General features: G+C 73.6%; 8 protein-coding genes. 3 read left to right on the top strand and 5 right to left on the bottom strand.

Translation table 11 applies throughout. The features are described 5' to 3' along the window. Window positions 1-79 precede the first annotated feature (79 nt). Window positions 80-1,942: a glycoside hydrolase family 15 protein gene (locus tag EKO23_RS05045; RefSeq protein WP_175582658.1), complete on the top strand. Its 1,863-nt coding sequence runs from the start codon at window positions 80-82 to the stop codon at window positions 1,940-1,942. A gap of 15 nt (window positions 1,943-1,957) precedes the next feature. On the opposite strand, the gene EKO23_RS05040 is transcribed toward EKO23_RS05045, so the two are convergent. Beyond that, window positions 1,958-3,358: a glucose-6-phosphate dehydrogenase gene (locus tag EKO23_RS05040; RefSeq protein WP_134714724.1), complete on the bottom strand. Its 1,401-nt coding sequence runs from the start codon at window positions 3,356-3,358 to the stop codon at window positions 1,958-1,960. 225 nt (window positions 3,359-3,583) lie between these two features. On the opposite strand from EKO23_RS05040, the gene EKO23_RS05035 reads away from it, so the two are divergent. Next, window positions 3,584-6,130 carry a helix-turn-helix transcriptional regulator gene (locus EKO23_RS05035; protein ID WP_134714722.1) on the top strand — a complete coding sequence of 849 codons (2,547 nt, stop codon included), beginning with the start codon at window positions 3,584-3,586 and terminating at the stop codon, window positions 6,128-6,130. Between the two features lie 138 nt (window positions 6,131-6,268). Then, window positions 6,269-7,819, top strand: a complete 1,551-nt coding sequence (locus tag EKO23_RS05030; protein ID WP_134714720.1) for a GMC oxidoreductase — start codon at window positions 6,269-6,271, stop codon at window positions 7,817-7,819. A 10-nt stretch (window positions 7,820-7,829) separates the two neighbouring features. On the opposite strand, the gene EKO23_RS05025 is transcribed toward EKO23_RS05030, so the two are convergent. The 4 genes from EKO23_RS05025 to EKO23_RS05010 all read right to left on the bottom strand — a co-directional run bounded on the left by EKO23_RS05025 (window position 7,830) and on the right by EKO23_RS05010 (window position 13,084). Further along, complete coding sequence (locus EKO23_RS05025; RefSeq protein ID WP_134714718.1) at window positions 7,830-9,248, bottom strand: NAD(P)/FAD-dependent oxidoreductase; 1,419 nt, start codon at window positions 9,246-9,248, stop codon at window positions 7,830-7,832. A 118-nt stretch (window positions 9,249-9,366) separates the two neighbouring features. Next, the gene (locus EKO23_RS05020) at window positions 9,367-11,631 is read right to left on the bottom strand and encodes a LuxR family transcriptional regulator (protein WP_134714716.1); all 2,265 of its coding nucleotides are present in this window, start codon (window positions 11,629-11,631) and stop codon (window positions 9,367-9,369) included. Between the two features lie 76 nt (window positions 11,632-11,707). Further along, window positions 11,708-12,385, bottom strand: a complete 678-nt coding sequence (locus tag EKO23_RS05015; protein WP_134714714.1) for a hypothetical protein — start codon at window positions 12,383-12,385, stop codon at window positions 11,708-11,710. Window positions 12,386-12,406: 21 nt separating this feature from the next. Next, the gene (locus EKO23_RS05010) at window positions 12,407-13,084 is read right to left on the bottom strand and encodes a GAP family protein (RefSeq protein WP_134714712.1); all 678 of its coding nucleotides are present in this window, start codon (window positions 13,082-13,084) and stop codon (window positions 12,407-12,409) included. Window positions 13,085-13,156 lie beyond the last annotated feature (72 nt).

Below are 13,156 nucleotides of genomic sequence, written 5' to 3'. Positions count from 1 at the left end.
CGGCGCCGGGCCCACCAGCGACCCCACCGGCACCGCACCAGCACCGCTGACCGAACCGTCTCGACCAGGAGCGTGGACCGTGAGCCTGCAGACCTCTCCCTTCCCTCCGATCGCGGACTACGCGTTCCTCTCCGACTGCCACACCGGTGCGCTGGTCGCGCCAGACGGCTCGGTGGACTGGCTGTGCCTGCCGGCGTTCGACTCCGCCAGCGTCTTCGGCAACCTGCTGGACCGCGGCGCGGGGTCGTTCCGGTTCGGTCCCTACGGCATCCACGTGCCGAGCCAGCGCAGCTACGTGCCCGGCACGAACGTGATGACCACGACCTGGCACACGCCACGCGGGTGGGTCGAGGTGACCGACGCCCTGGTGATGGGTCCCCGCCACGGGCCCGACACGGTCACCCCGCACACCCGGCCGCCCGCCGACGACGACGCCGAGCACCTGCTGGTCCGCACCGTCGAGTGCCTCGACGGCGACGTCGAGATCGAGCTGGTCTGCGAGCCCGCGTTCGACTACGGACGGGCGCCGGCCGAATGGGAGCTGGTCGACGACGACGGCCACACCGCGGACGCCAGCGGCTCGGGCCAGGTCTTCCGGCTGGCCACCGACATGCTGATCGGCATCGAGGGCAGCTCGGCCCGGGCGCGGCACGTGCTGCGGAAGGGCGAGAGAGCCTTCTGCGCGCTGTCCTGGGCGGACGGGCTGGCGGTTCCCGGGGACACCAAGGACGCCTCGGCGCGGATCGCGACCACCGTGGAGTTCTGGCGTTCGTGGCTGGCCCGGGCCCGGATCCCCGACCACTCCCTGCGGCACCCCCTGCAGCGCTCGGCCCTGACCATCAAGGGGCTGACCTACATGCCCACCGGCGCGACGGTCGCGGCACTGACCACCTCGTTGCCCGAGACCCCGGGCGGGGAGCGCAACTGGGACTACCGCTACACGTGGATCCGCGACACCACGTTCACGCTGCAGGCGCTGCACTACCTGAACCTGGACTGGGAGGCCGACGAGTTCATGCAGTTCGTCGCGGACCTGGAGCCGAACCCCGACGGGGCGCTCCAGATCATGTACGGCATCGACGGCCGCCGCGACCTGACCGAGACCACCCGCGACGAGCTGACCGGCTACGAGGGCGCGCGTCCGGTCCGCCTGGGGAACGGTGCCTTCGACCAGCGGCAGAACGACGTGTACGGCGCCGTGCTGGACTCCCTCCTCCTCCACGTCCGGCACAGCCAGCACCTCCCGGCCCGGCTGTGGCCGCTGATCCAGTCCCAGGCGGCCGGTGCGATCGCCTCCTGGCAGGAGCCGGACCAGGGCATCTGGGAGGCCCGTGGAAAGCCGCAGCACTACGTGTCCTCCAAGCTCATGGGCTGGGTGGCGCTCGACCGGGCCGCCAAGCTCGCCACGATCCGCGGCGAAGCGGACCAGGCCGCTGAGTGGCAGAAGGTCGCCGACGAGATCCGCGACGACATCCTCACGCGCGGGGTGAGCGACCGCGGCGTGCTCCGGCAGCACTACGACACCGACGCCCTGGACGCCTCCACCCTGCTCGCTCCGCTGTTCGGCTTCCTGCCCGGCTCCGACGAGCGGATCCGGAACACCGTGCTGGCGATCGCCGAGGAGCTGACCGAGCACGGCTTCGTGCTGCGCTACCGCACGGACGAGACCGACGACGGGCTCTCGGGCAAGGAGGGCACGTTCCTGATCTGCTCCTTCTGGCTGGTCTCGGCGTTCGCGATGATCGGCGAGCGGAAGCGGGCGACCGGGCTCATGGAGCGGCTGCTGCGGGTCTCGTCGCCGTTGGGGCTCTACGCCGAGGAGTTCGAGGTCGAGCGCTCCCGCCACCTCGGCAACTTCCCGCAGGCGTTCTCGCACCTGGCCCTGATCGAGGCTGCGGGCCGGATCATCCTCGCCGACTTCCGGGAGGAGCTCTCGCTCTGACTGCTCAGCGGGGCGTCACAGCCAGGGTGTGCGCCACCCGCCGAAGCCGGCCGGGACCACGTCGGCGGCCTCCGGCCCCCAGGATCCCGGGGCGTAGGAGTGGACCGGTGGCGGCGCGTCCAGCAGCGGCTGCATGACCCGCCAGGTCTCCTCCACGCCGTCCTGCCGTGAGAACCGCGTGCTGTCGCCGCGCAGCGCGGCCTGCAGGAGCACCTCGTACGGCGTCGGGCCCTCGCCGCCCTCGTGGGCGAACTCCATCTGCATCTCGACCTGACCGATGTGGGCGAGGTCGGCCCGCCGGGCGTCGAGCTCGAGCCGGACGCCGGTCGTCGGGTCGAGCCGCACCGCCAGCTGGTTGGGCTCCGGGCGGTGACCGGGCGGACCGAAGCCGAGCCGCGGCGGTCGCTTGAACACCAGGCGGACCTCGGTCTGGGTCGCGGCGAGGAGCTTGCCGGTCCGGATGAAGAACGGCACGCCCGCCCACCGCCAGTTCTCGATGTCGAGTCGCAGGGCGGCGTACGTCTCGGTGGACGAGGAGGCGGCGACCCCCTCGACGTCGAGGTAGCCGTCGTACTGGCCGCGGACGTAGTGGGCGGGGTCGGCTTCCTCGACCGCCCGGAACAGCGCCACCTGCGCCTCCTTGAGGGTGGTCGGGTCGCCGCGGGAGGGCGGCTCCATCCCCACCGCCGCCACCACCTGCATCAGGTGGTTGACCACGACGTCGCGCAGGGCACCGACCGGGTCGTAGAAGTGCCCACGGTCCGCGACGCCGAAGTCCTCCGCCATCGTGATCTGCACGCAGTCGATGTAGTTGCGGCTCCAGACCGGCTCGAGGATCGCGTTGGCGAAGCGCAGGTAGAGGATCTCCTCGAGCCCCATCTTCCCGAGGTAGTGGTCGATCCGGAACAGCTGCGACTCGTCGACGTACTCGTGGAGCTCCTCGGCGAGCGCGGTCGCCGACGCGGCGTCGTGGCCGAACGGCTTCTCGATCACCAGGCGCGCGGACTCGGTCAGACCCGCCTCGCTCAGCATCCGCACCACCTCGCCGAACAGGAACGGCGGGATCTCGAGGTAGAACACCGGGTGCTCCGCGCCCTTGACCGCGTCGGCCACGCGGGCGTACGTCGCGACGTCCTTGAAGTCGCCGCTGACGTAGGACAGCCGGTCCGCGAACCGGGCGAAGACGGACTCGTCGATCGTCTGACCGGTGCCGGTGATGGACGTCCGCGCCCGCTCCACGAGCTGGTCCATGGTCCAGTCGTCGACCGCCACACCCACGATCGGGCAGTCGAGGAGTCCGCGTGCCTCGAGGCGGTAGAGCGACTGGAAGGTCATCACCTTCGCCAGGTCTCCCGTGATCCCGAAGACCACCAGCACGTCCGCGGGCTGCGCACCCGCGCCAGGTGCCTGCGCCATGGCTGCTCCCCTCGTCGTGGTCGCCTCGGACGACGCCCGTTCCGTCCACCCTGTGCCCCCGGGCCGGGGACCGCGTCGTCCGCGGCGGACGACTTCTCTCGCCCGGGTGGTTTCACACCATCGGGGCGATGCCCTTCCCCGGGCCCCGGGAAAGGCTGGAGTGGAGGGGACACCCGGGGGGAGGCCCGCACCAGGCGGCTCCGGGGTCCGGGAGGTGAACCGACCATGCACGCAGGCACGGCCGACCGGGACGAGCGCGCCACCAGCGGTGCGGGTCACTGGCCACCGATCACGCCCGCCACGTCGCTCCGGCCACCCCCGGCCACCTTCCCGGTGGTCCCGCGCCCGGCGGCGGTCGCCCGCCTGGACTCGTCGACCTCGCGCCAGGTGACCCTCGTCTGCGCCCCGGCCGGCGCCGGCAAGACCGTGCTCGCCGCTGCCTGGGCGGCGACGGCGCCCGGCGCGGTCTGGCTCGGCCTGGCACGCGAGGACGCCCACCGCGGCGTCTTCTGGTGGCACCTGCTCGAGGCGCTGTCGTCGCGCCTGCCGGTCCCGGACGGCTGGGACCGGCCGTCCGGACCGGACGACGGCCCGGGCTCCGCGCTCGATGGCCTCGCCCTCGTCCTGGAGCGCGACGGCGGGCGGACCACCGTGGTCCTCGACGCGGTCGAGGAGGTCACGGACGACGCCACCCTGGCCGACCTCGACCGGCTGATGACCCTGGCCGGTGACCGGCTCCGGGTGGTGCTCCTGGCCCGCGCCCGCCCGGCGCTGCCCCTGCACCGCTACCGGCTCGAGGGGCGGCTCGCCGAGCTCGGGCCCGACGACCTCCGGCTCGACGCGGACGCGGTGGCCTCCGTGCTGGACCAGCACGCACTGCACGCGCCGGGGCACGTGGTCCGGGAGCTCACGCGGGCCACCGAGGGCTGGGCCGCCGGCGCCCGCCTCGCGGCCATGGCCCTGCAGGACCTGGGCCCGTCCTCGCCCTCGGGGCCGACGGAGGAGCAGGCCCGCGCCAGCCTGGCACCCGACAGCCTGCTCGGGGACTACCTGCGTGCCGAGGTGGTCCGTCCGCTGACGGTCGACGACCGGACGGCGCTACGCCGGCTCAGCCTGGTCGACGGCTTCGACCCGGAGCTCGCCTCGGTCCTGACCGGCCGGCAGGAGGACGCCGGCTCGCTCGCCGACCTGGCGCACCGCGTCCCGTTCCTGCGGCGCGAGCCGGCGGCGTCCGCGCATTTCCGGCTGCACCCGCTGCTGCGGGACGTGCTGCACGCGTCGTACGTCGCCGAGCGGCCCGACGAGGTCCGTGACCTGCACCGGCGGGCGGCGGACTGGCTGACCGGGTGCGCCCGCCCGGTCGACGCGGTGGAGCAGCTGGTCCGGGCCGGCGAGCTGGTGGAGGCCGTCCGCGTGGTCGCCGAGTCCGGGGCACTGGCCGAGATGCTGCTGCCGACCGCCTCGGGGATGCGCCTGACCCGCCTCCTGGCCGGGGCCACCGAGGTGGACACGGCTCCCGGAGCCCTGGTGGCCGCCGCCCTCGCCCTGGCGTCCGGCGACCACGCAGCGGCGAGAACACGCCTGGCCGCCGTGCCCGACGAGACGCGGGACGCCACCGCTCCGTCCGCTGCGCTGGTCCGGGCGACCCTGGCCGCCGCGGCCGGCGATTCCGCGGGCACGCTCGACGCGACCGCGGAAGCGCGGGAGCTGTACCGGGAGACGGGCGGCCCGCCGTCGGCGGCATCGGCCCTGCTGCTGGTCCAGGACGCGTCGGCCCGTCTCTCCTCGGGCGACCTGGACGCTGCCGCGGAGCTCCTCGGCGACGCCCTGCGGCAGCTCCCGGACGACGGCGTCGTCGGTCCGCGGCTCGACTGCCTCGGCCGGCTCGCGCTGGTCGAGGCGTTGCGCGGCTACCTCACCCACGCCGTGGAGGTGACCGGCACGGCGGAGGGGCTCGCCGCCGAGGGTGGCGCGGCCGTGCCGGCGCCCGCCGCCGGGCACCTGGCCCGGGCCTGGGTCGCCACCGAGCGGCAGGAGCTGTCGCGGGCGCTGCACTGGCTCGGCAAGGCGGCCCGGCACGAGGACCTGGCGCACGACCCGGTGCTCGAGCCGGTGTCGGTCCTGGTCCGGGCCCGCCTGATGCGCGACCGCGGCGAGACGTCGATGGCGCGCCGCCTGCTCGCCGACGACCCACCCGGCGCGGGCTGGACCCGCACCGAGCGCGACCTGGAGCGACGCGGTCTCGGCCTGGCGGCGCCGACCTCCTCCGAGGCCACCTCCTCCAGGCGGACCGGACGTCGCGCCGTCGTCCGGACACCTTCGGCCCGGGTCGGGCTGATGCTCCGGGAGGCCGAGCGGCGGTCCCTGCGGACCGGCGGCGACGCGGACCGCGACCTCGTGCTCGACGCGCTGGAGCTGGCCGAGCCCGAGCGGCTCCGGCGGCCCTTCGCACACGCCGGGCCCGCCGTCCGCGCCCTCATGCGCACGGACGCGCAGGTCGCGACCCGCGCAGCCTGGCTGGCACCCGTCGACGTGGTCGACGCGGAAGCGGCCGCACCGGGGCCCGACACCGCAGCCACGGTCGACCTGACCGACCGGGAGCTCGAGGTGCTCCAGCACCTGGCGGACCTGCTGAGCACCCAGGAGATCGGGTCCGCGATGTTCATCTCGGTCAACACCGTGCGCACGCACGTCCGGCACATCCTGCACAAGCTCGCCGTCACCCGTCGCAACGAGGCGGTACGCCGGGCCCGGGTGCTGCAGCTCATCTGAGCCCGGGTCATCCAGTCGGGACGATGCTCCGGCACCGGGGACGGGACCACGCTGGCGTCAGGCGCCGGTGAGGCCACGGGCAGCAGGCCACGGGTCCTGGCGCGCGAGACCCGAGGCGCGAGACCCGAGGAGGCAGCCATGGCCGACGCGTACGACGTGATCATCGTGGGGTCGGGTGCCGGCGGCGGCACGCTGGCGCACCGGCTGGCTCCCTCCGGCAAGCGGGTGCTGGTCCTCGAGCGCGGTGACTGGCTGCCGCGCGAGGTCGAGAACTGGAGCGACACCGCGGTCTTCGTGGAGAACCGGTACGTCTCGACGGACACCTGGTACGACGGCGACGGCAAGGCGTTCCAGCCCCAGGTCCACTACTTCGTCGGCGGGGCCACCAAGTTCTACGGGGCCGCGCTCTACCGCCTGCGCGAGCGGGACTTCAACGAGCTCAAGCACCACGGCGGGGTCTCGCCGGCGTGGCCGGTCGGGTACGACGTGTTCGAGCCCTACTACACGCAGGCCGAGCAGCTCTACCAGGTGCACGGCCTGCGGGGCGAGGACCCGTCCGAGCCGCCGGCCTCGGCGCCGTACCCCCATCCGCCGGTCTCGCACGAGCCGCGCATCCAGCAGCTCTTCGACGACCTCACCGCGGTCGGGCTGCACCCGTTCCACGCACCGTGCGGGATCATGCTCGACGAGGCGAACCCGGCGTTCAGCACCTGCATCCGCTGCGCCACCTGCGACGGCTTCCCGTGCCTGGTGCACGCGAAGGCCGACGCCGACGTGGTCGCCGTGCGCCCGGCCCTGGCCCACGACAACCTCACGCTGCTGCGCAACGCCGAGGTCCGGCGGCTGGAGACCGACCCGTCCGGCCGGACCGTGACCACCGTGGTCGCCGACGTGGACGGTCGCGAGGAGCGCTTCCGCGGGAGCGTCGTGGTGGTCGCCGCCGGTGCGGCGAACTCGGCGAAGCTGCTGCTCGCCAGCGCCGACGACCGCCACCCGAACGGGCTGGCGAACGGCTCCGACCAGGTCGGCCGCAACTACGTGTTCCACAACAGCCGGGCCTTCCTGGCGGTGTCGAAGGAGCGGAACGACACGAGGTTCCAGAAGACCCTCGGGCTGAACGACTTCTACTTCGGGGACGAGGACTTCGACTTCCCGATGGGCAACGTGCAGATGGTCGGCAAGTCGACGGCCCCGATGTACCGCGGCGAGAAGAGCATCGCCAAGCTGGCCCCGTCGTTCGCCCTCGATGACGTCGCGGGGCACGCGGTCGACTTCTGGCTCTCCACCGAGGACCTCCCCGAGCCCGAGAACCGGCTGACGCTGACCCGGGACGGCGAGATCCGGCTCAGCTACACACCGAACAACCGCGAGCCGCTCGACCAGCTCTACCACCGGGTGACCCGGCAGCTCGACCACCTCGGCATGCACCCGCACCACCTCATCCCCCGCGACGTCTACATGAAGAACGACGTCCCGGTGGCGGGCTGCGCGCACCAGGCAGGGACGGTCCGCTTCGGCACCGATCCGGCCACCTCGGTGCTCGACCCCGACTGCAAGGCCCACGAGCTCGACAACCTGTACGTCGCGGACGCCGGCTTCTTCCCGAGCATCGGCGCCGTGAACCCCGCACTCACGGTGATCGCCAACGCGCTGCGGGTCGGCGACCACCTGCTGGAGCGGCTGGGCTGAGGCGCTCTAGCTAGCCCGCGTCGGAGCTGTCCGGCGCGGGCCCGCCCGCGCGAAGCCGGTCGCCGTACACCGGCAGGGGGTTGGGCTCGACGATCGCGCGCACCTCCGGCGGCAGGCTCAGGTCACCACCCGTGTGCAGGACGCTGAACTCGCGTTCCGCCCGCCCGCGCCCGATGAACGACCGGGTCCACTTCAGCAGCGTCGTGATCCGGTTGCCGAAGCCGGTGAGGAAGGTCAGGTGCACCAGCGCCCAGACCACCCACCCCGGGAAGCCACCCAGGCGCACCCCGTGGAAGTCCACCACCGACCGGAACCGGCCGACCGTGGCCGCGCTGCCGAGGTCGCGGTAGTGGAACGGGCGCACGTCCTGACCCTGCAGCCGCCGCGAGATCGAGTTGGCGGCGTGCAGCCCGCCCTGCATGGCCACCTCGGCCACGCCCGGAAGGCGGTCGAGTGTCATCATGTCGCCGACCACGAAGACCTCCGGGTGCCCGGGCAGCGTCAGGTCCGGGAGCACCGCGATCCGGCCGGCTCGGTCGAGCTCGGCACCGGTCGCATTCGCGAGCACCGCGGCCAGCGGCGACGCCTCGACGCCGGCCGCCCACACGATGGTGCTGGCGTCCAGACGCCGGGTCTCCCCCGTGCTGTCGGTGTAGTCGACGCCGTGCGCGTCCACGCCGACGACGCGGGCACCCATGCGCAGCTCGACACCCAGCCGTGCGAGCTCCCGGGCGGCCTTGGCCGACAGCTGCTCGCCGAACGCGGCGAGGGGCTCCTTCCCGCCGTCGAGCAGCACGACGCGCACCGTCCTGGGGTCGAACGAACGGAACTCGCGCCGCAGGCTCCGCACGGCCAGCTCGCGCACCTGGCCGGCCAGCTCGACCCCGGTGGGGCCGGCGCCGACGATGGCGATGGTGAGCCACCGGGCCTTCTCGTCCGGGTCCTCGGTCACCTCGGCCATCTCGAACGCGCCGAAGAACCGGCGGCGCAGCTCGCGGGCGTCGTCGATCGTCTTCATGCCGGGGGCGTAGAGCGCGAACTCGTCGTGGCCGAAGTAGGACTGGTTCACGCCCGCGGCCACGATCAGGCTGTCGTAGGGGATCTCCTGCTCCAGGACGCCGAGGGTGTTCGCCCGGACCACCCGGTGCTCGGTGTCGATGTCGGTCACCTCGGCGCACACGACCCGCACGTTCGGGTGCTTGCGCAGCACGTGCCGGATCGCGGGCGCGATCTCGCCGGGAGGGATCAGGGCGGTCGCGACCTGGTAGAGGAGCGGCTGGAAGAGGTGGTGGTTGCGCCGGTCCACGACGGTGACCTCGATGCCGCGCCCGGCCATCGCGCGGCGTCCGAGGAAGCGGGCCGCGGGCAGGCCCCCGAACCCGGCACCGATGATGACGACGCGGTGCCGCGGGACGTCGGCTGGGCTCATGTCCGCACCTCCCTCGGGGCCACTCCTCGGGGCCACTCCGACCGTAGGGACGCCGCGCGGGCCGAGGATCACCCCGGCCGGATGATCCTCCGGCGGTGCCGCCACCCGGGCCGCGAGGTCAGACCGAGAAGCCGATCTGGGTGATCCGTTCCACTGCCTCGCGACGCGAGGACACCCCGAACTTCCGGTACAAGGAGGCGACCTGGGTCTTCACCGTGTTCCTGGACAGCGCGAGCTGGTCGGCCATCTGGGGGAAGGACAGGTGGGTGGGCAGCAGGGGGAGCAGCCGGAGCTCCGCCGCGGTCAACGACGAGGCCCCGACGGGGGGCGACTTGGTGATCTGTCCGAGGCGCGCACCGAGCCGCTGGGCATCGGCGGCCAGGCTGCCGACGCCCGGGCGCCGCAGCAGGATCTCGCCGGCTTGCTGGAGTGCCGCCCGCGCCCCGGCGGGGTCGACCAGGTCGACGTACGCCTGTGTCAGCTCGAGCAGGGCCTGCACCGAGACCACCGGCAGCATGTGCGTGAGCAGGGGGCGCAGGTGTGCGGCCTGCCGCACGTGGCTCCGGGCGGCCGGCATCTCCCCACGGGCCGCGCTGGACCGGGCGGCAGCGGCCAGCACCAGTGCGCTGGTCCAGAACGACTCCAGCCGCTCGGACTCCACGATCTTGACCGCGGCCTCGAGGTGCTGGTCGGCGGCGAGCAGGTCGCCCCTGGCCCGGGCCACCAGGTGCCGCTCGGCGAGGACCATGGCCACGAGGGGACGCGCCCCGGCCGCGACCGCCAGGTCGTGCGCCTCGGCGAAGCCCGCCTCGGCACGGTCCAGGTCTCCCTCGAGCAGGTACGACAGCGCGATCGTGTGGTGCATGGTCGGTCGGTAGGGGCTGACCGGGGACAGCCCGTCGAGGGCGGCGAACGCGTCCCGGCGGGTGGCGGCGGGCCCGGACCGGGCCAGGATCGCGTGCAGGTAGGCCCGGGTGCCCGCCTCGGTGCTGCCGTCGGGCAGGACGGTGTCCGTCAGGCGCGTGTCGGCGGCCGCACCCCAGCGCTCCGCGTCGCCGGACCGCCCGAGCAGGGCGAAGATCAGGGCAGCGTGCGCGGCGATGGCGGTGTAGTACCTGCTGGTCGGGTGCCGCGAGAGCCAGTCCATCCACGCCCGGACCGTCTCCACCCGCCCGCTGACCCACAGCGGCTGCATCTCCGTGAGCACGATGCCGGCGACCTGGTCGGCGTCCTCGGCCAGCTGCGCGTGCCGGATCGCCGACCCGACCCTCCCGTTCGCCGTGTGCCACGCCGCGGCCCGCAGGTGCGCCTCCCGGACCGAGTCCGGGTCGAGGTTGCGCAGCTCGCTCTGCAGCAGGTCACGCAGCAGGTGGTGGTAGCGGTACCACTCGCCGCGCCGGTCCAGCGGCACGACGAGCAGGTTGCGCGCCTCGAGCTGTTCCAGCACGCGGGTCGACCCCGTGCGCCCCACGACCGCGTCGCAGAGCGGACCGCTGAGCTGGTCCAGGATCGAGGTCTGGACCAGGAACTCACGGTCGGAGGCGGCGACCCGGTCGAGCAGCTCCGACCTCAGGTAGTCGCGCATCAGCCGGTCGCCCCCCGCGACCATCAGGTCGGCGGCGGGGACGCCGGCACGCATCGCCAGCGACGCCAGGTAGAGGCCGGCCGGCCAGCCCTCGGTCCGGCGGGCCAGGTCGTCGGCCTCCGCGTCGGTGAGCGCGAGTCCCGCCCCGGCGAACAGCTCGCGGGCCTCCGCCGACGTCATCGCCAGGCGGTCAACGCCGATCTCGAGGACGGTCTCCTGCATCCGGAGCCGCGAGACCGGGAGCGGAAGGGGCTCACGGGACCCGAACGCGACCTGCCAGCCTGGCGGCAGCCGGAGGGCGAACTCCGCCAGTGCTGCCCAGGACTCCCGGCTGCGGACCGCCTCCAGCTGGTCCAGGACCAGCACCACCCGGCCCCGGATCGCGGACACCGCCGCCACCAGCGCCGGTACGGCGGCCAGGTCGACGCCCGTGTGCGCCAGCAGCTCCGGACCGGCCCAGCCGGGCGGCGCCAGTCGCTGCAGCGCAGCCACGATCGCCGCCCACAGGGTCGTCGGGTCGTTGTCGGCGTCCTCGCACGTCACCCAGCAGGCCCGGTCCCCCAGGCGCTCGGCCCACTGGGCCAGCATCGTCGTCTTGCCGTAGCCGGGCGGGGCGACGGCGGTGATCACGGTGGCCGTGCTGGCCAGCAGGGCGGCGACGAGGTCGCACCGTTCCACGATCCCCGAGCGGGACTGGGGCACCGAGAGGCGACGCTCCCCCACCGGGGCAGGTTGCTGCGGTGGGTGGGGGTCGAGACGGGTGGCGGTGGAGCCCGAGACACCGGTCTCCTGGGGCACCCTCTCGAGGCTACGTAGGACCCGTGCCACCGGCAAGGACGGTCGGGGCGGCTCGAGACGGTCCGACACGGCCCGCTCAGCCCAGCACGTTCACGGCGCGGGCGACCACCAGGCCGAGGACGGCCACCGAGATGAGGGACTGGATCCCCATGGACACCTTGGCCCAGGGCACCAGCGGCATCACATCGGTGGGGCTGAACGCGGTGGAGGCGGTCAGCGCCAGGTAGAGGTAGTCGACGAAGCGCGGCCGCCAGCCGGCAGGCGCGATCTCCGGGTCGAGCTGCTGGGGGAAGGCGAGGTCCAGGGTCCGCGGCATGTGGTCGGCCCGCGCGGCAGCACCGCCGGCGTCGATCAGCCAGTAGAACAGGGCGAAGGCGAAGACGTTGCTCCCCCACACGATCGCGCCGGCGGCCAGGAGCTGGTCGGCGGACTCGGTCGCCTTGCCGCCGTGGATGAGCACATCGATCAGGCGGACGGTGGCGACGAAGGTGTCGGCGAGCACGATCCCGACGACGCAGATCGAGATCGCCCGCAGCAGCGCCGCCCGCGGCCCGATCCGTGCGGGGTGCCGGGCGAGGAGGATCGCGAGCAGCACCACCTCGATCGCGGGCAGCACCCAGCGCGGCGCCACCCGCATCTCCGGCGGGCGCACGACCGTCAGGGCCATGACGGCGAGAACGGCCAGGATGACCGGCAGTCGCGACTCGAGCGACCAGGCCCGTGGCGCGCTCACGGCGGGCTCGTCACCGCTCATGTCCGGCCCCCCTCTCGTCCCTCACTGGAGCCCGACCAGGCCGTCCACGACGAGGAAGCCCCCGACCAGGATCCCGGCCGCGGCCCCCATCGCCGGCCCGGCCGCCACCACCCGGTCGCGCAGCACGCCCAGCTGGGCCTGCGCCTCGCCCGGGTAGCGGTTGTAGTAGACGAACATCAGCCCCACCGTCGCGGTCGAGACGACCGTGAAGACGGCGAACGCCACGGCGACGAGAAGACCGGTCGTGTGGTGGTGGACGACGACGAGGGCGGCCGCGGTGGTGATCGCCCAGGGCTGCTTGAGCACCCCCACGACGGCGGCGCCCAGCGGGGTGAGCCCGGACATGTGCCCCATGAGGCGCTCGGTCCCCCAACGCGATGTCCGCCCGGGGGGCCTCGGCGGGGCGGGCTCGTCGCGGCGCCGCCACACCCGGACGGACCAGACCAGGAGGGCGACGCCGAGCAGGACCTGCATCACCGACACCCAGGTGCGTCCGCCGGAGCTCTCCCCGGCGTCGGAGGAGGCGAACGCGTAGCTGCCGAGGAACACGATCGTGAGCGACACACCCCAGCCGAAGAGGAACCCGACCGCGTTCACCCGGGCTCGCGCCGTACCGAGGACCAGCACGAACACGACGATCGTGGCCGGCGACAGGCTGGCCATCAGACCGAGGAACAGCAGCGGGAGGATCAGGCCCATAGGCGTGCCACCATGCTCTCCACCTGTCCGTCCAGACGGGCGCCGGCCCGGTTTCGTCCCCTCCACAGTGCC

It is taken from the genome of Nocardioides guangzhouensis (genome assembly GCF_004519545.1).
Taxonomy (GTDB): domain Bacteria; phylum Actinomycetota; class Actinomycetes; order Propionibacteriales; family Nocardioidaceae; genus Nocardioides; species Nocardioides guangzhouensis.
Note: the sequence above shows the minus strand (reverse complement) of the source record. Positions and strands in the feature narration are given on the sequence as shown.